Source organism: Bacillus sp. OTU2372, from assembly GCF_038440275.1.
In the GTDB taxonomy this organism is placed as follows: domain Bacteria; phylum Bacillota; class Bacilli; order Bacillales; family Cytobacillaceae; genus Neobacillus; species Neobacillus bataviensis_B.
Genome location: NZ_JASATK010000009.1, coordinates 156,078 through 179,933 on the forward strand (window position 1 = coordinate 156,078; position 23,856 = coordinate 179,933).

The window sequence follows — 23,856 nt, forward strand, 5'->3', positions numbered from 1 at the left end:
TTTATAATAAATGAAACCTTTTTAAAAGAAACTCGTAAATAATCTATCACCAAAATTGGAGGAATGTAAAAATGGCAGTAAGTTTATCTAAAGGTCAAAAAGTTGATTTAACAAAAACAAATCCTGGTTTAACAAATGTTGTGGTTGGATTAGGATGGGACACTAATAAATATGATGGCGGTAATGATTTTGACTTGGATTCATCCATATTCCTTTTAGGAGAGAATGGCAAAGTCACGAATGAATCAGACTTCATTTTCTACAATAATCGTGAAGGAGCAGGCGGTGCTGTCGTACATACTGGAGATAACCGCACGGGTGCTGGCGACGGTGATGATGAACAAGTGAAAATTAATCTTACAACTGTTCCAGCTAATATTCAGAGAATTGCATTTACCATTACCATTCATGAGGCGGACAGCCGGAACCAAAACTTTGGTCAGGTCAGTAATTCTTATGCGAGAATCTTCAACGAGGCAACTGGCGAAGAATTAATCCGTTATGATTTAGGGGAAGATTTTTCAATTGAGACTGCCGTTGTTGTTGGAGAATTATATCGCCACAATGGTGAATGGAAATTTAGTGCGATTGGCAGCGGATATCAGGGTGGATTAGCTGCGTTAGCAACAGATTTTGGCTTATCAATTGGTTAAAAATTTAAAATAAGATGTGTTAAAGGTCATTATAGATTTATAACAATGTTGATTGGAGTGAAAGTCAACAGCCAAGTTTAACACTGCCAAAAAAAGACCCAGTTAGATGGGTCTTTTTAAAAAATGATGCTTACAAACTAGGAGGAATTCTTTTAATGTCAGTTTTACAACATATACTAGATACATACTCACAGTTTTTTAACTGGGAAATGTGGGGAGAGGTGTTAACAAATCCTGTCAGCTGGGGATTGATAGGTACTCTTGTTATTTTAGAAGGATTACTTTCTGCAGATAATGCCTTAGTTTTAGCTGTTATGGTTAAACATCTGCCACCCGAAAAACGGAAGAAAGCTCTGTTTTACGGTTTATTAGGTGCCTATGCATTCAGGTTTATAGCGATTGGCATCGGTGTGTTCTTAATCAAACTTTGGTGGGTAAAAATATTAGGTGCAGGTTACTTGGCATGGTTATCCATTAAGTACTTTTTAGATAAGCGAAAAGGTGCTGATGAAGAAGAGCAGCAAGAAGAAGGTATGAATCAAAAAGGACTCTTAATTCGCTTATTTGGAACATTCTGGGGAACCGTTGCTGCTGTCGAATTGATGGATATTGCTTTTTCCGTTGACAGCGTTTTGGCAGCATTTGGTGTTAGTGAAGAAGTTTGGGTTTTATTAATTGGCGGTATGCTCGGCGTCTTAATGATGCGGGGGGTAGCAGGTGTTTTCTTAACACTAATTGATCGCGTGCCAGAACTTGAAACAACTGCTTATATTTTAATCCTAATTATTGCGATTAAAATGCTTCTTGCAGTATTTCATATTGAAATGGGACATATTACATTCTTTATTATCTTACTATTAACCTTTGGTGCTACTTTTATCGTTCATTATAACAATAAAAAAAAGGAAGGCAGCAGGGAAAATAATTCATAATGTTTGTCAAAGGGGTGGGGAGCTGACGAAAGTCTGTTTCCCTCTCTTTTTTACCATTCACAGAGGAGAAACGGGTTATGGAATTTTTTACATACTTTTACGAAGATGAAATTGAACGTTTTTTCTTCCAAAGACCTGGGACATTTTCAAAATACACAAACCGTGACCTTTTGTCTTACGGTTTAGGTGCAACACTCTATATGCCAGCTACCCGCCCAAATATCCATCAGGAAATCCTTTCAAAAAAGCATGAGGGTTTAACCTCGCTCGTCATAGATTTGGAGGATGCAGTAAGCGACCATGAAGTGGATACCGCTGAAAATTTACTTGTTGGGGAATTATTAAAGTTACAAGATGAATGTAGTAAAGGATTCTTAAACTATGAGGATTTACCGCTTATGTTTATCCGGATTCGTCAACTCGAACAATTGCAACACCTTAAGAATCAGTTGGGTGATGCATTGAACCTTTTAACAGGCGTAGTCATACCTAAATTCAGCGTCGAATTTGGCAAGGATTTATTGGAAATAGTACGTGATGTTCATACTGAGGCTCATCCTTTTTATGCAATGCCCATACTTGAATCAGCTAAGGTTATCCAGAAGGAAACAAGGATGGATGAACTAATGGAGATCAAGAACCTTTTAGATCAATACAAGGATTATATTCTGAATGTTCGAATAGGGGCGACTGATTTCTGTGGTTTGTACGGCATACGGAGAAATATGGATACAACTGTTTATGATATTGCTGTTTTAAGAGATTGCATTTCCGATATTATAAATGTCTTTCAACGATTTGATAGTTCGTATGTGATCTCAGGTCCTGTCTGGGAATACTTCTCTGCGAAAAAAAGGATGTTAAAGCCCCAGCTCCGGCAAACTCCGTTCCGTGAACGATACGGAGCAGAAGGCCTCAAATGGAGAGCCCAATTAATTGATGATAACATGGATGGTCTAATCCGTGAAATCCTGATGGATATTAGTAATGGGTTAACAGGTAAAACAATCATTCATCCATCACATATAAAGGTCGTTCAGGCCCTTAATGTGGTTTCCTATGAGGAATTTATTGATGCCAGTAATATAGTAAAAGCATTCGATGAAAATAATGGGGTTATGAAAAGTGAATTTGCGAATAAAATGAACGAAGTAAAGCCTCATTATTTTTGGGCCCAAAAAATATTATTAAAATCACAGGTTTACGGGGTGTTACATGAAGAATTCACAAGCATTGACCTTATCAGAAAAGAAGTATATGTTTAACATCCTTGATTCTATTAAGGTGGAAATAGATCGTCTTCAAAATCCGTTTCATATTCCTATAGACGAGCTTTTTACAATGGCCGCTAGAATCAATAAAAAGCGTTCGTTTTTATTTATTAGCAAGGTGCTTGGAAAACATTTACCCATTGAACCAAATAAGGGACTGCTAATCGCTGCTCTTCTAGGTGCAAGATATATAGAAAAGGTTAAGGGAGGAGAATGTCAGGAAAAAGAGAGATTGCTATCTTTATTCCTAACAGGCGGAACTTATTACAGCCGCCCCTTTATTCCAAAACATTTCAATCCGGTCATTATTGGTTTTGCGGAAACGGCCACTGCTCTTGGACATGCTTTTTTTGATTGTTTCCAAGCTGCTGAGTTTTTTCATACAACTAGAGAAGAAATTAGCGGGGAAACGCCTGTAATAACGTTTGAGGAGGAACACTCCCATGCAACATCCCATCGTTGTTATGTTTCCCTAGAGATGATTGATCATAAGCGTGAAATTATACTCGTTGATGATGAAATAACGACCGGTAACACTGCCTTAAATATTATCAAATCCATTCATGAAAAATTTCCGAGACCTGTTTATACTGTAGTAAGTATTTTGGATTGGCGTTCACATGAATATCAGCAAAAGTTTTTAAGGTTGGAACAAGAATTAGGAATTAAAATAAATGTGGTCAGTTTGCTATCTGGTCATATCGAGATTCAGCAATTAAAAGAATTAGAAAATCGTTCTAAAATGCTCAGAACAACCAACCGAGAGACTTCTATAGAAGTATTGCGCCTAGGATCTTATTTTACAGCTTCCAAGTATTTTTCTAAGGATCAACTGAATGGAATCCCTTATCTAAACGAAACTGGGCGTTTTGGTTTAAATAGCTTGGAAAATTTTAATGTACATGAAAGAGTCTCTTCTGCTGCAGACTTCCTAAGGCAAAATAGAGTGGGGGGTCGTACACTATGCCTCGGAACTGGAGAATTTATGTATTTACCTATGAAACTAGCAGCTGAAATGGGCAGAGATGTTTATTATCAATCCACGACCAGAAGTCCGATATTTATCGAGAATAAAGAAGGGTACGGGGCGAGGTTTGGGGTTAACTTCCCTAATCCGGAGAACGAGAAAATTTCACACTCGGTTTATAATATCCCTCCGAACTACTATGATGAATTATTTGTATTTTTTGAAAGGGAAGTATCTGAAGAACAGCTTCAGCCAATGCTTGATGAATTAGGAGAATTATCTTTTCAAACAATAAAAATTGTCTTTTTTTCAACGGACAGAGGTGAATAAGATGCAAAAAATACTCAATAAACCTGCAAAAATCGGAACCTACCATAAGGATGATGTTCTTTTTTTATTAAAGGATTTAAGTGACATAGTTTTGGAGGATACGGCACTAAATCGCGAAACAAAGATTCAATCAGGGGGTCATTACAGCGAATCGCTGCCGATAGAATATCAGCCACCTAAAGAGTATGTAAAGGTTTTCTGGGACACTTTACAGCAATATAAACAAAAAGTAGCCTTATGTGTGGGGATTGTCTCAGAGCAAATATTTCAATTAAAGGGTTCTAATGCGGTTCTCGTTTCGCTTGCCCGGGCTGGGACACCAGTTGGAATCTTAATTAAACGATATATAAAGTTGAAATACGGGATTAGCTTACCTCATTATAGTATCTCCATAATCCGTGATAAGGGAATTGACGAAAATGCCCTTCTCTATATTCAACAAGAGCATCCAGGTGCTGAAATTCAATTTGTGGACGGCTGGACAGGGAAAGGGGCAATCACGTTAGAATTAATAAATGCATGCCGAAAATATGAGGAAAAATATCGCTTAAAGCTTGATGATACACTTGCCGTTATTGCTGATCCTGGCTGTTGCACGACACTTTATGGTACACGAGAGGACTTTTTAATACCAAGTGCTTGTTTAAATTCTACCGTATCTGGGCTTGTCAGCAGAACCGTGTTAAATGAAGCATTTATTGGTAAGGATGATTTTCACGGGGCTAAATTTTATCGGAATCTGCTTTCAGAGGATGTTTCTAATGAGTTTATTAATTTGATATCAGAAGAGTTTTCTACCATCGGTAAGGAAGCAAAGGAATCAGCCTTAGATCTTTTGTCTAGAGAACTCGAAACAGGATTTATAGGATTAGAAGATGTAAAAAAAATACAGGCGGATTTTTCGATAGAGAGTGCCCATTATATTAAACCTGGGGTTGGAGAAACAACTAGGGTCCTTCTCCGCAGGGTGCCATGGAAAATTTTATTGCGTGATCCTTCAAGTCCATTTGTTAAGCATATCCTAATGCTTGCTGAAGAAAAAGGTGTGGAAGTCCAGGCTTATCCAGATATGAGGTATTTGTGCTGTGGTCTAATCAAAAAGATCAAGGAGATGCAAGCATGATTGTTGCATCTGACCTCGACCGGACATTAATTTTTTCCAAAAGGGCAATTGAAGAGTTTGGGGTGCCTGAAGGTTTAGCATTAACACCAGTTGAACAAAAGGATGGCAGCTGGGTGGCTTTTATGACAGAAGACTCCTATAACCAGTTAAAAGAGCTATCAAGTCAAGGCTTGTTCGTACCTGTCACTACCAGGACGACAGAACAGTTTAGCCGATTTGTCATTTTTGCAAAAGATATTAAAATTAAATATGCCATAACGTCAAATGGTGCTAACATTCTTTATCAAGGGACTCCAATGAAGGAATGGTCGAAGCAGCTCCGTGACCGTTTAAAACTAGAGTCTGTTACGCAAGCTGAGTTGCTTTCCAGACTGGACAGGGAAAGTGTTTATTTAGACGGGGTAAGGAAACAGGCCGAGGAATGGTTTTTCTATTTTCTATTAAACTGCCTTCCGTCTGATACAGAAAGAAAATCCATTGAGGATTTGGCTGCCAAGTCAGGCTGGAGAATTTCGCTCCAAGGAAGAAAACTCTACTTTATCCCTCAGGCAATTAGTAAAGGGAGCGCGCTTGATTTTATTTGTCAACTTGAAGGGGTGAAAACGGTTGCTGGAGCGGGCGATTCTATTCTTGATTGGGACTTCCTAAAGAACTGTCAGCACCGATTTGTTCCAAACCATGGAGAGCTTGCCAAACATCTGGCGCATGTGTCAGGCGGCCGCACCTCGATTTTAACAATAAATAGCGGTGTTCGTGCAGGAGAAGAGATTATCCAACATTTCTATCAACTAATCCACACTAATCCTATTTTTTTATCGTGATTTTACTAATAACAAAATAGTAAAGGCAGCCAAAAAAACTGTAGCTTGCAAGAAAAAACAGAAGGGCCATGGTTAATGACGGGATAACTGGAGATAAAAATATAGTAAAGATAAAGCTGAATATAAATAAATCTAAATAAATAAATAGGTCAGAAACCATTACTTCCATTAAGGTTTCTAACTCCTCTGATACGTGATCCAGTTTCGGTCGTTTATATAAAAATCTCATTTGAGTCACCTACTTAGTATGAGTACTCCATTAATATGTAGGGACATGTGAAAATGTGAAAAAGTAGGATTAGAGCTAAAAATGAAACAAATTTGGCTCTCTTTCGTATAAACAAATGAACCAATGAAATAACTGTGATATGATGAAATGGAAACCTTACATAATTTTCTAATCGATAACAATAAGCTTCGCTTTTAGAGGGAAGGGATTATGATTGTATCCAACATTAAATCAGTTAAACGTCCATCCTGTATCCCTTTCATTTGAAAATTGGCAGGGCATGCTGAAAAAAACGCTGCCGGAACGGCCGAATTATTCAGTTGAAAATGGAACGATTCAGATTGGGCAAGTAATTGGAAAGTTTTTGGGCTTACCTATAGACACGGATGAGTATTATAACCAGTTGCATGATTATGTCCATAACCAGGAATGGAACCTTGAACTGTTAAGTGAGGATTCTCTGGATAAAACCATACATAATACTCACTTTCAAGCGATTCAAAGGGTCATAAATATAAATTACGAGCAGAAGCTTTCTATTAATCGTTTCACGGCGTTTCTTGATGGTGAACAGCTGTTGTTAAAATCCAGGGTACCTGTTATTCACCGAAAACTAAGAGAAGCAATGATTTCCACACTTGAATTATTTGCAAACCGTGAAACGAATGGGTTGAAAAATCATGAACTCAGAAGGGTTTTGGTCGATCTTGTAAAATGGTCCTTAAACCACTTACAACTCTTGTTAGAACAAGCTGATCCGCAAAAGGAAATGCCCAAATTCTTGTGGTATGGCGACTTTAAAAAAAGTCATCAATACTTTGTATATTATTTAATTAAGCTTGGCTGCGATCTCATCATCTTCCATCCGGAAGGCAGAGATATATTATCCGGCATAGTCACGGAAGAAATCTTCACCTATCATTACCCAAATCAGCAGCCTGCAGAGCCATTTCCTCAGGAAAAACGCAGCCGGAAAACGACAGTTGCTTACCGGGCATCAAAAGAGATTGAGTCGATCCTAAATTCTGAGGGGTCCGGCCTTTATAAGCCCTGGCAATTACGGGATTATACACCTTCGTCTATTACGTTAAAAACGACCTATGACGAGCTGTTTATCCTAGCGAAAGAAATAGCAATGATCCGTCCGGACTTTGAGGTGAGTAACGGTGAAGTTAAGATTCCCTCGATATTTGCTAAAGTCCAAGGAGTAAGTAAGAATCGGAAAGAATATTGGGAACGGCTTCAATCGATTAGTCAATTAAACAATAGCTTGTTGATTAGAGGGCTGCCCATTACGAGTCCAAGTACTAGTGATTTTCGATATCACTATCGAAACGCTCTCGGCAAAGATGGTTTGCTGAGTGCTAAGAAGGTAATACAATCACATTATTGGCCCTATTCCTTTTTAGCTGCAGGGTTGCAAAAAGGAATAGTCCAAGCCATAAGAAGGATTTGTGAAGCACCCGCTTTAAAACCGCTCTCAGTGGAAACTGACGAAGAAGTAAGAGTTTATCTGTTTACCCAGGCGATGTTTATGCCCAAGAATATCATTCAGTTAATGGAGAAATTTGATTATTCTCAAGCTGTCCCTAAATTAATTATTTACAATAACGAAACGACAGGAAGGCTATCAAGGTCGGATGCAGCACTGCTTTTGCTTCTAAATCAATTTGGGATCGATCTCATTTTGTATAATCCATCAGGCCATAATGATATCGAAAACTATGTCGATGAACGATTATTTGATAAGCACTGGCTTGATGAAGTGGTGTTTGACTTGGAGTTTAAGGAACCATCGCTTTTTAAAAAAGGGCTTTTTCAAGGAATCTTAAAAAATCTAAGGGGAGATTAAACAGTGAATTTATCACCAAATCCATCTAACGGTTTAACACCTGCAGCGGCTGATGATGTTCTAACCGAAACAAAAGTATCAGATATAAAACTTGCTTTACGAAAAGAACCAGAAATTCAAAATTTAGCTCGTACTATTGATGAACGAGACCAAATTCAAATATTGGAGTTTGGAAAAGAGCCGGCCGTGCAAATATCTCGTTTCTCGGATCAAATCCTAAGTAATATGAAGACAACAAAAGTAGAAGATTCTGGTGAACTGCTGAAACATCTTGGGCGGATAATGGATAAATTTGATGCTAAGGACTTTCAAAAGTCTTCTGGGGGACTTTTTGGCAAGCTGTTTAAAAAGGGCGAAAAAATCGTCGAAAAGCTGTTTGGAAAGTATCAGACAATGGGATCCGAAATCGACAAAGTTTACGTGGAAATCTCAAAATATCAGCATGAAATGGTCGATGCCACTAATATGCTTGAACAAATGTATGAACAAAATTATCAATACTATCTAACACTTGAAAAATATATTGTTGCCGGTGAATTAAAGGCAGAAGAATTGAAAAACACCAGCCTTCCACAGCTTGAGGCCCGCGTCGCTCAAGGTGATCAACTTGCTTCGATGCAGTTGGATTCGTTAAAAAATGCAATTGACCTGTTGGAACAGAGGATATATGACCTTGAAATGGCGAAGATGGTTGCTCTTCAGACAGCTCCACAAATTCGATTGTTGCAAAGAGGGAATACCAAACTTATTGGAAAAATTAACTCTGCTTTTGTAACAACTATTCCTATTTTTAAAAATGGGTTAATTCAAGCAGTTGCAGCAAAAAGGCAGAAGCTTGTGGCCGATTCGATGAGCGAGCTTGACCGAAGAACCAATGAAATGTTATTAAGAAATGCTCAGAATATTTCTCAACAAAGTACTGATATCACAAGACTTGCTGGCGGTCCTAGTATTAAAATCGAGACAATTGAAGAATCCTGGAATATTATCATCAAAGGGATGCAGGAAACACGTGCAATTGAAGAGGAGAATAAACGTCTACGACTTGAAGGTACAAAACGGTTAGAACAGCTGCAAGAAAACTTTAAAAAATTGAAACAATCCTAAATTCTATACAAATATTCTAATGGGGTGAATAATATGGCAATTAATTTACAAAAAGGCCAGCGAGTTGATTTAACAAAAGGAAATCCAGGATTAACGAAAATCATGGTAGGTTTAGGCTGGGATCCTGTCCAAAGCGGTGGCGGCGGCAAGTTATTCGGCGGCCTATTTGGCGGCGGTGCTAGCAGCTCCAATGTAGACTGTGATGCCTCTGTCATAATGCTCGGGGCGAATGACAAATTACAAAACAATAAAGATGTTATTTATTTCGGAAACTTAAAAAGTAACGATGGCAGTGTCCAGCACTCCGGTGATAACTTAACAGGAGATGGAGACGGTGATGATGAACAAATAATGATTGACCTAAGCCGTGTTCCAGCGAACATTCAAAAACTAGTTTTTGTTGTTAATATTTATGATTGTGTAAAAAGAAAACAACATTTTGGAATGATTCAAAATGCGTTTATTCGAGTTGTGAATCCCACTACAAACCAAGAGCTGCTTCACTATAATTTAACAGATAATTATAGCGGACTTACATGCCTTGTGACGGGTGAAATCTATCGCCACGGCAATGAGTGGAAGTTTGCTGCGGTTGGTAGTGGAACGAATGCTGCCAGCCTAAGTGAGGTTGTACGTTCTTATAGTTAATTAAGAAAAAGGCTCGTAAAGAGGTGATCTATTTGGGAATTAACTTATCAAAAGGACAAAGAATTGACTTAACCAAAACCAACCCGGGCTTAACAAAGGTTATTGTCGGGCTTGGCTGGGATACAAACCGCTATCATGGCGGTTACGACTTTGACTTGGATGCTTCCGCATTCTTAACAGATGCAAACAACAGAGTGGTCCAGGATGCCGACTTTATCTTTTATAATAACTTAGTGGATCCTTCTGGAGCTGTCGAACATACAGGGGATAACCGAACTGGTGAAGGGGACGGCGATGATGAACAAATTAGGATTGACTTCAGTAAAGTGCCCTCCCATGTGCATCGAATAGCGATTACAGTCACAATCCACGATGCTGAGGCTAGAAATCAAAATTTTGGTCAAGTCTCTAATGCCTTTGTTCGTTTAGTGAATGAGGAGACGGATAGAGAGGTCCTCAGATTTGACCTAGGCGAGGATTTTTCAGTTGAAACAGCTGTGGTTATTTGTGAGGTTTACCGTCATAATGGTGAATGGAAATTTAACGCTGTCGGAAGTGGTTTTGCAGGCGGATTGGCCGCCCTTTGTCGGAATTTTGGGTTAGAAGTTTAGCATATTGATTCGGGGAGCTGTCAACGATGTTGATAGCTTCTCTTTTTTCTAGCATGGCAATCCCCAATAATTATGATAAAATGGAGAAATATGAATCACAGGGAGTGTCTTAAGTTGAAACAATATCTACAATTATGTGAACATGTACTGAAAAATGGCCATGTTAAAGGTGACCGAACTGGTACTGGGACGATTAGCACATTTGGCTACCAAATGAGATTTAACCTTGAGGAAGGTTTCCCGCTTTTAACTACAAAGAAGCTGCACCTAAGATCCATTATTTATGAATTGCTTTGGTTTCTAAAAGGAGACACAAATGTACGTTACCTCCAGGAGAACGGAGTGCGGATCTGGAATGAGTGGGCGGATGAACATGGTGAATTAGGTCCGGTTTACGGTCATCAATGGCGCTCTTGGACAGGGGCTGATGGTAATACCGTTGATCAAATCAGCGAATTAATTGAGCAAATTATAACCAATCCAAATTCCCGAAGATTGCTTGTGAATGCTTGGAATGTAGCTGAAATTGACAAGATGGCCCTGCCGCCTTGTCACTGTCTGTTTCAATTTTATGTTGCTGATGGAAAATTGTCTTGTCAGTTATACCAGCGTTCTGCAGACGTCTTTCTTGGTGTCCCTTTTAATATTGCATCATATGCGCTTTTAACGTTAATGATTGCCCAGGTCTGTGATTTAAAACCGGGTGAGTTCATTCATACATTTGGGGATGTGCATATTTATCAGAACCATCTCGAACAAGTAAAAGAACAATTGTCGAGGGAACCGCGAAAATTGCCAACCTTGAAAATCAATCCAAATGTGAAGGATATCTACTCTTTTGAATATAACGACTTTATTTTAGAAGGTTACGACCCACATCCACACATTAAAGGAGCCGTCAGTGTATGATTTCTTTTATTGTCGCAATGGATCAAAATGGTGCAATCGGTAAGGATAATCAACTCCCATGGCATTTACCGGAGGACTTAAAGTTTTTTAAAAGGGTAACAATGGGACACCCGATTGCAATGGGGAGAAAAACACATGAATCGATTGGACGCGTCCTGCCAGGCCGAGAAAATATCGTAATTACCAGACAGCCTGACTATCAAAGTGAAGGCTGTACCGTTTACTCCTCAATCGATGAGTTTGTGATGAATAGCCGAAAGCAAGATAACGAATTTTTTGTTATTGGCGGAGCTGAAATTTTTCGGGAGACATTTCCATTTGCGGATAGACTATACATTACCTATATTGATGAAAATTTTGCTGCAGATACCTTTTTTCCTCCGTTTAAACAAGAGGATTGGGTCCTAACATCGGTTGAAAAAGGGATTAAAAATGAAAAAAATCCTTACGATTACGAATTTAGAATCTACGAGAGAAAAAACGGACACTAATAGAAAAAAGCATCTATAGATGCTTTTTTATTAAGAAATTGGTCCCTAATGCATGTTCCTCTAATATCTAACCAAAAATAGCAGTCATAATATTTTAAAGATTTAATCAACACTGAGAAGATTGACTTAAGCGCTTGTAATTGTTAAATTGTCTATAGTGAATTACTATTAATTGTGAAAACGTTAAATGTCACTTTAATTGAATTTTTATTGGATTTTGTGAAATAACTATGAATTATTGAGGATAATTACCTCAAAAGGATATTTCAATACTATAATCATAGTAGAAATATACAACATCATTTGAAGGGGATGTAAATCCATGTTTTCTAATATCGGAGTGCCCGGATTAATTTTGATATTAACTCTTGCATTAATTATTTTTGGACCAAAGAAACTTCCTGAAATCGGTAAGGCTTTTGGACAAACTTTAAAAGAATTTAAAAAATCTACTCGTGAATTAACGGATGATGTTATGGAAGATATTACAGAAGAAAAGAAAAATTTGACTAAATAAGGTGTAAGATTCTATCTTGCACCTTTTTCTTCACGAAGATAAACCTATATGGATGCGTGAAAACATGTTAATCTCTCTAGTGAAGTGACTATTTACAGACAGAAGATTTTAACATACTTTCACTTTTTTAACCTTTGAAATTGGCAGGGGAATTACATGGAAGATAAAGAATTAAATTTAGTTGATCATTTAGAGGAATTGCGCAAACGGATTATTATATCTGCTCTGGCATTTATCGTCTTTTTTATTGTTGGCTTTATCTATGTAGACGATATTTATAAATGGTTTGTTGGAAATACCAAGCTTCTCGTTCTCGGACCAAGTGATATTATGTGGATTTATTTCATGCTCGCAGGCGTTGTCGCCTTGGCTGGGACAATTCCAGTTTTAGCCTTACAAATCTGGTTATTTGTCAGGCCTGCACTACGACCAAATGAACGAAAAATAACCGTCACCTATGTCCCAGCACTATTTATATTATTTGTTTTGGGGCTTGCATTTGGATATTTTGTAATTTTTCCAATGGTACTTAACTTTTTGGTGAACATTGGTCAAGATATGTTTGTTACGAACTTCACTGCTGACAGGTATTTTAGTTTTATATTGAATATGACTCTTCCATTTGGGGTTTTGTTTGAATTACCAGTAGTAGTTATGTTTTTAACCTCTCTTGGAATCATTAATCCGTTTGTTTTAGCGAAAATTCGTAAGTATGCCTATTTTGTTCTAATTATCATTGCCGTTGTTATTACACCTCCTGATTTTATGTCTGATTTTGTTGTAACTTTACCATTGTTACTTCTTTATGAAGTGAGCATTAATTTATCAAAGTTCGTTTATCGAAAAAAATTAAAAAAGCAGCAAAATGAAGATCATGAAGAAGAAGTTATAGAAGCATAATCTAGTTAAGAATGACTTTAAAATGGATGAGTCAAATTGACATCATCCATTTTATTTTAGTTTGACTAATTGACAATCCATTCCTATGACTTCATAGCCTAGTCTGTTTAAGTGCTTCCGAATTCCGCTTCTTTCCCATGTTTTGAGTATCGTGTTTTCTAAACTTTTCTTTGGATAAAATATGCCAACATTAGTAAGTTCATCAAAGTTCATCCCCTGCTGAACATAACGGGTGACTAGTTCATCCCGCTGCTCGATCTTCGCTAGAAATCGGTCCATTGCCTTAATAAATTCCTGTTTGGAGAAGATTCCTTTTTGATGCCCAGTTATATAGGTATCAGCATCAAGTGTTAACAGTCGTTTACCAGATTCAATAAAATCTTCAATATCTCCATCAGTTCCGTTGTACCAGGGTCCAAATGAGGTCATATCATAATCACCTGTAAAAACAACTCCTAATTCCGGAAAGTATGGACATGAAAAGCCGCTTGTATGTCCTGGCGTGTGTAAAAATTGTACCTTTATTCCCCCAAATTTATATTCGATCTCATAATGATATGCTCCGGAAATTTCTCCAAGGTTTCTCACCCAATCATCTGGAAGCGTGGCTTTCCACTTTTCAACACCCTCTTGCCCCCACTCCTGAAAAACTCCATTAACACTAGCAACGCCTTCAATCGTAAGCGATGTCTCATACTCAATTGGATTAATTAATTTTGATATATTTTTGAATAAATGGTTATGAAGTGTGTGATCAGGATGATAATGGGTGTTGAGGATTAATTGGACACCATGTTCTCGGTCGACATTTTTGAGAACCTTTTCCTCGGCCCCAGTATCAATTAGTACCTTGTCAGAACAGTTTAGATAAAGACTTCTGGAATTAGGAACTTTACTGAAATTGGCGCCTTCTAGGATTAAGATTGGCCCAATTCGATTCATTTTGTTCACCCCACTTTTGAAATTTAAATATTCATTTAACCGAGTGAATGCTCATTCATAATATCATAATTTTCTAATAATTAAAAGATGAAGTTATACCTTTTTAATATATCCCTAGCTTGTTATAAAAGCAGAGGATGCCACTAAATTCTAAGAAGCTGTTTACTTTCATCTAGTCAATAACTTTGCTACACTATTCTCGATATAGAATAAAAAGGTTGCAGGTGATTGAATGAAGACACGTTCTTATTTTGTATTTGGACTGGTTTTAATTTTATTATTATCCGGTTGCGGAAAAAAGCAAATTGAAAGTGCAGTAAATTGGCCAATTAAGGACTTTACGGCAACAAATCAGCAAAACAAGCAAATAGGACTTAAGGATTTAAAAGGAAAGGTTTGGGTTTCAGCATTTATTTTCACTAGCTGTGCAGATGTTTGCCCTCCTATGACTGCTAATATGGTAAAACTGCAAAAGAAATTAAAAGAAGAAAATCTGAAGGATGTTGAATTAGTTTCCTTTAGTGTTGATCCAACTGTTGATACACCTGAAGTTTTGACAAACTACGCTAAACAATTTGGTGTGGAATTTAGTAATTGGACATTCCTAACCGGTTATTCTCAAGAATTTATTGAAAAATTTGCAACGGAAAGCTTCAAAACGATTGTTAAGAAACCTGCGGAAGGAAATCAGGTGATTCATCAAACTTATCTTTATTTGGTTGATCAAGAGGGGAATATTAAAAAGACATACAGTGGTTATAAAGATGTTCCCTATGAGGAAATCATCAATGATATAAAAACATTACAATAGACCTTTATTGGTCTATTTTTTATAGGAAAAGGATATTGTACATATTTGTTTTGAATATTTATAGTCGTGTTATAATAAAGAAAACTTAGGAGGCAGGTGAATAGAGTTGAAAAAGTTTTTCCCCCTTCTAATTCTTTCGATCATGTTATTATGTTCGTGCAGTCCATCCAATTCATTAGTGTTTCATCAGGAAAAGAAAGTCGCTGCACAAGTTTTTCAACCAATCCCAGCTGATTTTATACCTCGAAAGCTAACGGTGTTAGCTGCAGGTGATTCTCTCACTCAAGGGGTCGGAGATAGTACAGATCAAGGCGGTTATTTGCCATATCTTGAATCGATGCTCGAAAAAGATAAAGGAGTTCAAGAAGTTGATTTTTACAATTATGGTGTCAAGGGAAATCGGACAACACAGCTGTTAAAAAGACTCAAATCCCCTAAAATTAAGCCCATTTTGCAGCAGTCCAATTTGGTGATTCTCACCATTGGTGGGAATGATATCATGAAGATTGTCAAAGACAATATTTCAGACTTGCAGGTATCAGATTTTCTTAAGGAAAAAGAATCCTATCGCAGCCATTTAACGCAAATTTTCGACGTGATATTCAAAGAAAACCCAAATGCATCCATCGTGTTAGTTGGCGTGTATAACCCATTTTCGAAATGGTTTTCGGATATAAAAGAAATGGATCAAATTGTCGCTGAATGGAATCAAATCGGCCAAAGTGTAGTTAACCAATATTCTCTTTCCTATTTTGTGTCAATCGGAGACCTTTTCTTAAATGCAGATGAAGATGTTTTGTATACAGATAATTTCCATCCTAATGACAAAGGATATAAACTAATGGCAGAGAGAATTAATGAAGCTTTAGCAAATCAGGTTTTACCTGATATAGAGAAAAAGGCCTACACGGTGAGCACTGAGGAGAATTAGATGAAAAATAAATGGAAACTGGGATTCCTTATTTTGTTAGGAATCAATCTATTAATTGCAATTATTCTTTTTTCGTTAGTTATGGCCCCAATTAATGAGAAGGAACCCGTAAAAACAAACACTTCGAGTGAAGACTATGTATCTTTTCATGTTAGATCAAACAAGTATGACTTAAACAGATTAATTAACCATTATTTGAAAGAAGAAGCAGCTGACTCTCCTATAGAATATAAGGTTCTGTTGGGAGATGAGGTCGAATTATATGGTACACTTCCTTTTTTTAGTGAAAAGTTAAAATTGAAGCTGACTTTTGAACCATCGGCCCAAAAAAATGGCGATTTAATTTTAAAGCAAAAGTCGATGTCAGTTGGAAAATTGCATCTCCCCATTTCGTACGTTTTAAACTTTATTAGGGAGAAATATAAGCTGCCGAAAGGTGTTGAAATCAGACCCAATGATCATCTGGTCTATATTCATATGCAGCAGTTAAAACAAAAAAGCGATTTGAAAATTAAGGTAGACAAATTTAATTTGAAAAAAGATGATATTGCTTTTACAATATTAGTCCCAGTGAAATAGGCGTCCGCTTAGGACACCTATTTTTTAATCCTTTATACTAATATATTGTAATTCAGGTTTATCCTGTGATAGCCCTAAAAAGACAATCGTGTAGCTTTCATTAGGCTTAAAACTTGCTTTTGTTATTGGAAGTAGGAGATTTTTACTGCCAGCAGTCCTTGCTTCCAAATCCACTGTCATAGGAGTCAATCCTAAATATTCGGTTGATTGTTTGTACTGGACCGTAGGAAAAATCACATCGCGTTCTTTAACAGCAATATCAAGTGCGGGGGAATCGGGAGATAAATGGATAAAACGGACCTTTGCTTCATTTATAGGAACTTCAGGGTGATTTAAAAACACCAACAGCCGCATCTTTTTAACTGAATCAATGGTGGTTAAAGTGTATGATTTTCCTTCCTCAACTGTTAGATTTTTATTTAAGACACTATCAATCATATTTCCGGCAGGATAAATATCGATGTGGTATTTCCCAGCTTTCAAAGGTAAAGTCTGACTAACTTTCGTAAAAGCTAAATCTTTAATGACACGGCTTCCATTAATATAGATATCTACGTTAGGGGAATCTGGGGATGTATGCAGGAAACGGACTTGTGCATCACCTTGTAATGCTTGAACAGGTAATCTATTTAAGTTCATCGCTTTGTTCAGGTATTTATAATGCTTTAAAGAGAAATGCATGTGTAAACTAGGGTTAGTATATTTATAGAGCTGGGCTAACCATTCATACATCGCTGCTTTGTGGAGATAATCAGCTTGCTTCCTTTTCTCGGACATATTATCAACTCCTTACTTCTGGATTACACCATAATTTATTCAAGCAGATATAGGTAGGTGTCTAAATGTACTATAATATTGCGATAAGGAATGGGCTGAAATGGCTGGAGCAATAAGTTTATTTTTCAAAAAACATTATGTATACTTTTATGTAAATAAAAAAGGGGTGGGAACATGGATAATAGTCATCAGTTAGCAACTTTTGCCGGCGGCTGTTTCTGGTGTATGGTCAAGCCGTTTGATGAACAACCTGGAATTATCAGTGTTTTGTCTGGTTATACAGGGGGAACAGTTGAAAATCCAACGTATCAACAGGTTTGCTCGGATACAACCGGACATTATGAAGCCGTTCAAATTACGTATGATCCGGACATTTTTCCCTATGAGAAATTACTGGAATTATTTTGGCAGCAAATTGATCCAACCGATCCGGGCGGTCAATTCTACGATCGCGGCCAATCCTACCAAACAGCTATCTTTTATCACAATGAAATCCAAAAAGAGCTAGCTGAAAAATCGAAACAAGCTCTTGAGGAAAGTGGGCGTTTTTCAAAGCCAATTGTCACACCAATATTGCCTGCTAAGACATTCTATCCTGCTGAAGAATATCATCAGCACTATTATAAGAAAAATCGTGCCCATTATCAGTCATACCATGTAGGTTCAGGCCGTGCCGGGTTTATTGAAAGACATTGGGGGGACAACGATGCAAAATAAAGATCTGAAAAAAGAATTAACACCCATTCAATATGAAGTTACGCAAAACAATGGTACAGAGCCGCCTTTTAGAAATGAATATTGGAATGAAAATAGGGATGGTATTTACGTAGACATTGTATCGGGAAAGCCATTATTTATTTCGCTTGATAAATTTGATGCAGGCTGCGGCTGGCCAAGCTTTACGAAACCGATAGAAGATGAGGAAGTGATTGAAAAAGAAGATTATAGTCATTTTATGATCCGGACAGAGGTTCGAAGTAAATCGGCTAATTCGCACTTGGGTCATGTCTTTAATGATGGACCGCAACCAACGGGATTACGTTATTGTATTAATTCTGCTGCACTTAGGTTTATCCCAAAGGAAAAGCTTAAAGAAGATGGCTACGGTGAGTTTATCAGGCTATTTGAAGGAAAATAAAAAGGACGTCCATTTTGGGCGTCCTTTTTTTCTTATTTGTGAATTCAGAATTACTTTTCCTCAGACTTTTGTTTTGATGTGGAAGTCATCCCACCAGAGAGGACAAACTTCATTGCATCCTCAGCCTTCACATCTATAATTTCCACTTGCTCTTTAGGGATTAAAAAGGTAAATCCAGCAACCTGAAACGTTTGCGGAATATAGACGGCTACATGGTCCTTTAACGGACTGTAAAAATCCTCCAATTCCTCTGATGTAATAAACCCAATACTCCTCATTTCTGTTCCTGGGATTACCACCAACGCCACCTTAGAAAAAGACTTTTTATCGCCAAGAAAGGATTGAACAGTATCTTTTATAACCGAATAAATGGTTTTAACAACCGGAATTTTTTCAAGCAAGTAATCAATTAGTTTAATAATTTTTCCTGTTATGTATTTAGTAGACATCCAGCCTAAAACAGTAATAAGGATAACAGTGGTTAACAGACCAAATCCGGGAATGTAATCATCCTTGAGGTATGGCCTTAAAGAGTTGCCTAGAATGCCGTCCAAAAATAGAAAGGTTTTGTAAATCACATAAATAACAAGAATAATTGGAACAATGGTTAAAATGCCATTTATAAAATTCTTTAAAACTGTCTTCATCCTATCACCTACAAAAATATCATTGTCTTTCATAATATAGGCGAATGCACATACAGGTCAAGCAACTAGTTCATACAGTACTTATGAAAAGAAACAAATTTCCTTGAGGAGTGAATGTTTATGTATCATGGTTACGGTTATGGAATTGATGGCTGCGGCGGTTACCCAGCCTATCCAGTAGGTGGATGCGGTTATCCAGTAGGTGGATGTGTAGGCTTTGGCTTTGGCGGATTTGCGTTAATTGTTGTGTTATTTATTTTGTTAATCATCATTGGCGCAAGCTGGAATTATTGATAAATAGAAAATGGCTGATCCTAAAAGCGGGTCAGCCTTTCTTTTTCCGCCATTTTCATTAGACGGCAATATTTCTTGGCAGTCCCGGTGAAATGAGATGATAGAATGAAAAATTACTTCATACAATGGAATATACCTACTTATTTTGATAAAGAAAGTGGTGTCCATTGTGGGAAAGTCATTTCTAATCAAACCAATGTTAGATGAAATATACCCGGTCATTAATTATGGCAAAGGGGTTTATTTATTTGATATGGAAGGAAAAAAATATCTGGATGCCGCTTCAGGTGCTGTAACTGCTAACATAGGTCATGGGGTAACGGAGATCATCGAAGCGATGCTAGAGCAGGCCCAAAAGGTCTCTTTCGTTTATCGTTCACAATTTACAAGTGAAGCTGCTGAAAAACTTGCTGATAAACTTGCAGAAATACTACCGGGTGAGCTAAAATGGAGCTTTTTTGTAAACAGTGGTTCCGAAGCAACCGAGACAGCGATGAAAATGGCGATCCAATACTGGCAAGAAACAGGGGTTCGAACGAAGAACAAGATTCTTTCAAGATGGGTTAGTTATCATGGTATTACAATGGGAGCGCTTTCGATGTCAGGCCATCCTGGAAGAAGGGCACGGTTTGTTCCTCTTTTAGAAGATTTTCCTGTTATAAATCCACCATATTGCTACCGGTGTCCGTACAATCTGGAAGCCCCCTCGTGTCAATACTTGTGTGCCCATGAATTAGAAACAGCAATAAAGCGAATTGGTGCTGAACAAATTGCAGCCTTCATTGCCGAACCCATTATCGGAGCAGCCGGAGGAGCAATTACGCCGCCAAAGGAGTATTTTAAACATATTAAAAAAATTTGTGAGGACAATGACATCCTTTTTATTGCGGATGAGGTCATGACTGGTTTTGGCCGATCTGGAACTATACTAGCCTGCGAGCATTGGGGAGTAGTACCTGATATTGTTGCTTTGGGGAAAGGAATGGGGGCAGGCTTTGCACCCATTGCCGCGGCTGTAGCAAGTGATAAGGTCATGGAGCCGATTCTGGCCGGGTCAAAGTCAGTCATGAGTGGTCATACCTTAAGTGCAAACCCACAATCATGTGCAGTGTCTTTGGCAGTTCTTGAATACTTAGAAAAAAACGAGATTATGAAAGAGGTAGATAATAAAGGGATTTATTTGAAAAACCAACTTGAGAAATTAAAGGCGCAATTCCACTTTATTGGCGATATCCGTGGTAGGGGCTTGCTGCTTGGCATTGAATTAGTTGAAGACCCAAGTATAAAACAGCCATTCCCGAGAAAGTCCTCCGTAACACAAAAAATAATAGAAATTGCAAAAGACAAGGGACTCCTAGTATACCCGGCGGGTGCGGGTATAGACGGGGTAAATGGAGACGCCATTATTATCTCCCCTCCTTTAACAATTACTAAAAGGGAAATTGAGGAATTGGTTTTTCTTTTAAAAGGCACATTTACAGCTTTTTCAAAAATAATAAGTACAGGAATGGATGGTGAACATTAATTGGAAAATCCATTTGGAAAAATTACGACGATTGAAACGGTCATGGATTTTTTTCACGATGGAATGACCTTAATGTTCGGCGGTTTTGGCGGGGTGGGTTCACCACCAACATTGATTGATAGCATTTTGAAGAAAGGCGTTCAAAATTTAACTTTAATCGGCAATGATACGGGATTCCCCCACATAGGAATAGGTAAAATAGTCAGCCGTGGCAGGGTAAAGAAAGTCATCGCCTCCCATATTGGCTCAAATCCCGTCGCGGGTCAACTTATGCATGATGGTAAGTTAGAGGTTGAGTTCTCACCACAAGGAATCTTAGCAGAAAGAATCCGTGCTGGAGGGGTTGGTCTGCCGGCGATTTTATCTGACATAGGTATGGACAATGAAATAGTCTCCAATGATAAACCGCGATATGTGCTAAACGGAAACGAATACTTAATAGAAACTGCCTTAACGGCCGAAGTTTCGATTGTCTATGCAAAAAAGGCAGATGTGTATGGTAACTTAATTTATGACAAAAGTGCCCGCAATACTAATCCACTTGTCGCAATGGCCGGCAAACTCACCATTGCAGAGGTAGAGGAAATTGTACCATTGGGCAGTCTTGATCCGGATGAAATTATCACATCAGGAGTATTTGTTGACTATGTAATCTCCTCCCAAGGGGTGAATTGGAAATGGGCATGGGAATAGACGAAAGAAACCGAATGGCCAAACGAGCTGCAGAGGAAATTCAGAATGGTATGGTGGTGAATCTCGGTATTGGTATTCCATCCCTTGTCCCTAACCACCTTTCAAGAGAAATACAGGTAATGTTTCATGCTGAGAATGGGATTACGGGAATGGGGCCAAGTCCCGGAAAAGGAAAAGAAGATGAGAATTTGTGCAATGCCGGCGGCTTTCCAGTGACCCTAATGAGTGGTGGTTCATACTGTGACAGTGCTGTTGCCTTTGGTATGATTCGCAGGGGAAGGGTTGATATTACCGTTCTAGGATCACTGCAAGTGAGTCAATATGGTGATTTGGCCAATTGGATTGTGCCGGGTAAAAAAGTACCGGGTATGGGAGGAGCAATGGAACTCGCACAAAAAGCCAAAAAGGTAATCGTTGTGATGAACCACTGTGATAAAAACGGGTACCCCAAAATTGTTAATACATGTTCACTCCCCTTAACATCCTCCCGCTGCGTTGACTTAATTATTACAGAAATGGCTGTCTTTAAGGTGTCCCACGAAGGACTGCTTTTGTCCGAAATATTTGCACCGTACAACCTTGATAGTGTGGTCAGTAAAACAGGCTGTGAATTTAAAGTTAGTGAAAATATTCGCAACATACCGTACTGAAAATATTCGCAACATACCGTACTAATGGGGAAATTGGCTTAAAGGGGTGAACTAAAGTGGAAAAATATGAACACCATGTAAAGCAATGGCTAAAGGAGAATCGGGCACGAGCGGCGAGACTTTTACAACTGCTCGTCCGAGAAAATAGTACCCGTGGAAATGAGAGCAGTACACAAGCTATTGTCATTGAGAAATGTCGTCAGCTTGGATTAACACTGGACATATGGGAAATTGGCGGTGATGAATTAAAAAGCCATCCGGCCTATTGCTGCGACCGCCAAAGCTTTGATGGAAACCCAAACTTGGTCGCAGTCTTAAAAGGAGCTGGCGGTGGCAAATCGATTGTTTTAAACGGTCATATTGATGTGGTTCCGGTTGGCGATGAGTCAAACTGGGAGCATGATCCATTTAGTGGAGTAATTGAGTGCGGCAAGCTTTATGGAAGAGGGTCAACTGACATGAAAGGAGGGAATGTTGCCCTATTAATGGCAATGGAAGCGATTATTGCCAACGGTATAAAGCTAAAAGGGGATGTTATTTTTCAAAGTGTCATTGAAGAAGAAAGTGGAGGAGCAGGTACACTGGCAGCCGTTTTAAGAGGCTATCAAGCAGACGGAGCAATCATTCCTGAGCCAACCAATATGAAGATGTTTCCAAAACAACAGGGTTCCATGTGGTTCCGGATTACTGTAACAGGAAAAGCAGCACATGGAGGAACAAGATATGAAGGTGTTAGTGCGATTGAGAAATCTCTAATAGTAATTCAGAGTTTGCAAAAATTAGAGAAAGATAGAAACGCAAGGGTTACTGATCCTTTATTTAAAAAAATTCCTATCCCCATTCCAATTAATATCGGCAAAATGATGAGCGGAGAATGGCCTTCATCAGTCCCTGATACAGCCGTAATAGAAGGAAGGATGGGAGTATCTCCTGATGAAAGTATTCAATCTGCACAGATGGAAATGGAAAAATGCATGCAAGATCTGTGCGATCAAGATGAATGGCTGAAGAGACACCCTCTTAAGCTGGAATGGTTTGGCGGCAGATGGCAGCCGGGAAGTCTCGAGACCAACCACCCATTAATTAATGAATTAACGAAAAGCTTTATTGAAGTTAAAGGAGAACCGCCTGTTATTGAAGCAAGTCCATGGGGCACAGATGGGGGAATCCTCTCAACTGTGGGCCATACTCCCGTTGTCGTCTTTGGACCTGGGATAACGGCAGTAGCACATGATGCTAATGAACATATTATCCTAGAGGATTTGTTTGCAGCAAGTAATATTATCGCCCTAACCATATTGAGATGGTGTGAAGTCGCGGAATCATCATGATTGGCACCTTCATTTGTTGATTGATAAAATCATATTATGATAATGCCGAATGCAGACTAGCATATGGAGAGTATTAGTATGAAATTTTAAGTCTGGCTAAATCCCGGCCAGACTTTCATTTCGTCTACTATTGAAGAATTTATTCTCCAGGTTTTAGAAAAGCAGTTGAGGAGTGAC

General features: G+C 38.3%; 28 protein-coding genes. 24 read left to right on the forward strand and 4 right to left on the reverse strand.

Annotated elements, in window-relative coordinates; all coding sequences use genetic code 11:
* The first annotated feature begins 71 nt into the window (after positions 1 to 71).
* The 6 genes from AAHB15_RS16220 (at position 72) to AAHB15_RS16245 (ending at position 6,097) form a co-directional block, all read left to right on the forward strand.
* Positions 72 to 653, forward strand: coding sequence for a TerD family protein (locus AAHB15_RS16220; protein ID WP_144562927.1), 582 nt, complete (start codon positions 72 to 74; stop codon positions 651 to 653).
* 155 nt (positions 654 to 808) lie between these two features.
* Entirely contained in the window at positions 809 to 1,585 is a 777-nt protein-coding gene (locus AAHB15_RS16225) for a TerC family protein (protein ID WP_335572126.1), read from the forward strand.
* Between the two features lie 77 nt (positions 1,586 to 1,662).
* Positions 1,663 to 2,850: an HpcH/HpaI aldolase/citrate lyase family protein gene (locus AAHB15_RS16230; protein WP_335572127.1), complete on the forward strand. Its 1,188-nt coding sequence runs from the start codon at positions 1,663 to 1,665 to the stop codon at positions 2,848 to 2,850.
* Entirely contained in the window at positions 2,801 to 4,153 is a 1,353-nt protein-coding gene (locus AAHB15_RS16235; protein ID WP_335572128.1) for a phosphoribosyltransferase family protein, read from the forward strand. The genes AAHB15_RS16230 and AAHB15_RS16235 overlap by 50 nt, the downstream gene beginning before the upstream one ends.
* A gap of 1 nt (position 4,154) precedes the next feature.
* A complete protein-coding gene (locus tag AAHB15_RS16240; protein WP_335572129.1) occupies positions 4,155 to 5,276 on the forward strand; it encodes a cysteine protease StiP family protein in 1,122 nt (373 codons plus the stop codon).
* Positions 5,273 to 6,097 (forward strand): hypothetical protein, encoded by an 825-nt coding sequence (locus AAHB15_RS16245; protein ID WP_335572130.1) that lies wholly within the window; start codon positions 5,273 to 5,275, stop codon positions 6,095 to 6,097. Before AAHB15_RS16240 ends, AAHB15_RS16245 begins: the two co-directional genes overlap by 4 nt.
* Here AAHB15_RS16245 and AAHB15_RS16250 read toward each other — a convergent pair.
* Positions 6,081 to 6,326, reverse strand: coding sequence for a hypothetical protein (locus AAHB15_RS16250; protein WP_098530491.1), 246 nt, complete (start codon positions 6,324 to 6,326; stop codon positions 6,081 to 6,083). The genes AAHB15_RS16245 and AAHB15_RS16250 overlap by 17 nt on opposite strands.
* A gap of 214 nt (positions 6,327 to 6,540) precedes the next feature.
* Between AAHB15_RS16250 and AAHB15_RS16255 the strand changes: the two genes are divergently transcribed.
* The 8 genes from AAHB15_RS16255 (at position 6,541) to tatC (ending at position 13,361) form a co-directional block, all read left to right on the forward strand.
* On the forward strand, positions 6,541 to 8,178 hold the full coding sequence (locus AAHB15_RS16255; protein WP_335572131.1) for a YceG family protein: 1,638 nt from the start codon (positions 6,541 to 6,543) through the stop codon (positions 8,176 to 8,178).
* A gap of 3 nt (positions 8,179 to 8,181) precedes the next feature.
* Entirely contained in the window at positions 8,182 to 9,285 is a 1,104-nt protein-coding gene (locus tag AAHB15_RS16260) for a toxic anion resistance protein (RefSeq protein WP_335572132.1), read from the forward strand.
* Between the two features lie 33 nt (positions 9,286 to 9,318).
* Complete coding sequence (locus AAHB15_RS16265) at positions 9,319 to 9,933, forward strand: TerD family protein (RefSeq protein ID WP_335572133.1); 615 nt, start codon at positions 9,319 to 9,321, stop codon at positions 9,931 to 9,933.
* Between the two features lie 32 nt (positions 9,934 to 9,965).
* The gene (locus tag AAHB15_RS16270) at positions 9,966 to 10,544 is read left to right on the forward strand and encodes a TerD family protein (protein ID WP_335572134.1); all 579 of its coding nucleotides are present in this window, start codon (positions 9,966 to 9,968) and stop codon (positions 10,542 to 10,544) included.
* A gap of 114 nt (positions 10,545 to 10,658) precedes the next feature.
* Complete coding sequence (locus AAHB15_RS16275) at positions 10,659 to 11,453, forward strand: thymidylate synthase (RefSeq protein WP_335572135.1); 795 nt, start codon at positions 10,659 to 10,661, stop codon at positions 11,451 to 11,453.
* Positions 11,450 to 11,944, forward strand: a complete 495-nt coding sequence (locus AAHB15_RS16280; protein WP_335572136.1) for a dihydrofolate reductase — start codon at positions 11,450 to 11,452, stop codon at positions 11,942 to 11,944. Before AAHB15_RS16275 ends, AAHB15_RS16280 begins: the two co-directional genes overlap by 4 nt.
* 322 nt (positions 11,945 to 12,266) lie before the next feature.
* Positions 12,267 to 12,461, forward strand: a complete 195-nt coding sequence (gene tatA / locus AAHB15_RS16285; protein WP_098530498.1) for a twin-arginine translocase TatA/TatE family subunit — start codon at positions 12,267 to 12,269, stop codon at positions 12,459 to 12,461.
* Between the two features lie 156 nt (positions 12,462 to 12,617).
* A complete protein-coding gene (gene tatC, locus AAHB15_RS16290; protein ID WP_098530499.1) occupies positions 12,618 to 13,361 on the forward strand; it encodes a twin-arginine translocase subunit TatC in 744 nt (247 codons plus the stop codon).
* Between the two features lie 51 nt (positions 13,362 to 13,412).
* Here the strand turns inward: tatC and AAHB15_RS16295 are convergent, their stop codons facing one another.
* Positions 13,413 to 14,303, reverse strand: coding sequence for an MBL fold metallo-hydrolase (locus tag AAHB15_RS16295; RefSeq protein ID WP_335572137.1), 891 nt, complete (start codon positions 14,301 to 14,303; stop codon positions 13,413 to 13,415).
* 232 nt (positions 14,304 to 14,535) lie between these two features.
* Between AAHB15_RS16295 and AAHB15_RS16300 the strand changes: the two genes are divergently transcribed.
* The 3 genes from AAHB15_RS16300 to AAHB15_RS16310 all read left to right on the forward strand — a co-directional run bounded on the left by AAHB15_RS16300 (position 14,536) and on the right by AAHB15_RS16310 (position 16,624).
* Positions 14,536 to 15,114 (forward strand): SCO family protein, encoded by a 579-nt coding sequence (locus AAHB15_RS16300; protein ID WP_335572138.1) that lies wholly within the window; start codon positions 14,536 to 14,538, stop codon positions 15,112 to 15,114.
* Positions 15,115 to 15,220: 106 nt separating this feature from the next.
* Complete coding sequence (locus AAHB15_RS16305; protein WP_335572139.1) at positions 15,221 to 16,045, forward strand: SGNH/GDSL hydrolase family protein; 825 nt, start codon at positions 15,221 to 15,223, stop codon at positions 16,043 to 16,045.
* Positions 16,046 to 16,624: a YpmS family protein gene (locus AAHB15_RS16310; RefSeq protein WP_335572140.1), complete on the forward strand. Its 579-nt coding sequence runs from the start codon at positions 16,046 to 16,048 to the stop codon at positions 16,622 to 16,624. It begins immediately after the preceding gene.
* Positions 16,625 to 16,648: 24 nt separating this feature from the next.
* Here AAHB15_RS16310 and AAHB15_RS16315 read toward each other — a convergent pair whose 3' ends face one another.
* The gene (locus tag AAHB15_RS16315; protein WP_335572141.1) at positions 16,649 to 17,401 is read right to left on the reverse strand and encodes a DUF4397 domain-containing protein; all 753 of its coding nucleotides are present in this window, start codon (positions 17,399 to 17,401) and stop codon (positions 16,649 to 16,651) included.
* Between the two features lie 174 nt (positions 17,402 to 17,575).
* On the opposite strand from AAHB15_RS16315, the gene msrA reads away from it, so the two are divergent.
* The gene (gene msrA / locus AAHB15_RS16320; protein WP_335572142.1) at positions 17,576 to 18,118 is read left to right on the forward strand and encodes a peptide-methionine (S)-S-oxide reductase MsrA; all 543 of its coding nucleotides are present in this window, start codon (positions 17,576 to 17,578) and stop codon (positions 18,116 to 18,118) included.
* The gene (msrB, locus tag AAHB15_RS16325) at positions 18,108 to 18,539 is read left to right on the forward strand and encodes a peptide-methionine (R)-S-oxide reductase MsrB (protein WP_342042799.1); all 432 of its coding nucleotides are present in this window, start codon (positions 18,108 to 18,110) and stop codon (positions 18,537 to 18,539) included. Before msrA ends, msrB begins: the two co-directional genes overlap by 11 nt.
* Positions 18,540 to 18,589: 50 nt before the next feature.
* On the opposite strand, the gene AAHB15_RS16330 is transcribed toward msrB, so the two are convergent.
* Positions 18,590 to 19,186, reverse strand: a complete 597-nt coding sequence (locus AAHB15_RS16330) for a DUF502 domain-containing protein (RefSeq protein WP_144562909.1) — start codon at positions 19,184 to 19,186, stop codon at positions 18,590 to 18,592.
* 120 nt (positions 19,187 to 19,306) lie between these two features.
* Here AAHB15_RS16330 and AAHB15_RS16335 point away from each other — a divergent pair, with 120 nt between their 5' ends.
* The 5 genes from AAHB15_RS16335 to AAHB15_RS16355 all read left to right on the forward strand — a co-directional run bounded on the left by AAHB15_RS16335 (position 19,307) and on the right by AAHB15_RS16355 (position 23,679).
* The gene (locus AAHB15_RS16335) at positions 19,307 to 19,480 is read left to right on the forward strand and encodes a YjcZ family sporulation protein (protein ID WP_420491125.1); all 174 of its coding nucleotides are present in this window, start codon (positions 19,307 to 19,309) and stop codon (positions 19,478 to 19,480) included.
* Positions 19,481 to 19,649: 169 nt separating this feature from the next.
* Positions 19,650 to 21,005, forward strand: a complete 1,356-nt coding sequence (locus AAHB15_RS16340) for an aspartate aminotransferase family protein (RefSeq protein ID WP_335572145.1) — start codon at positions 19,650 to 19,652, stop codon at positions 21,003 to 21,005.
* Positions 21,006 to 21,698: a CoA transferase subunit A gene (locus tag AAHB15_RS16345; protein WP_335572146.1), complete on the forward strand. Its 693-nt coding sequence runs from the start codon at positions 21,006 to 21,008 to the stop codon at positions 21,696 to 21,698. It begins immediately after the preceding gene.
* Positions 21,683 to 22,348 (forward strand): 3-oxoacid CoA-transferase subunit B, encoded by a 666-nt coding sequence (locus tag AAHB15_RS16350; RefSeq protein WP_144562906.1) that lies wholly within the window; start codon positions 21,683 to 21,685, stop codon positions 22,346 to 22,348. The genes AAHB15_RS16345 and AAHB15_RS16350 overlap by 16 nt, the downstream gene beginning before the upstream one ends.
* A gap of 56 nt (positions 22,349 to 22,404) precedes the next feature.
* Positions 22,405 to 23,679 (forward strand): peptidase, encoded by a 1,275-nt coding sequence (locus AAHB15_RS16355; RefSeq protein ID WP_335572147.1) that lies wholly within the window; start codon positions 22,405 to 22,407, stop codon positions 23,677 to 23,679.
* The last annotated feature ends 177 nt before the right edge of the window (positions 23,680 to 23,856 follow it).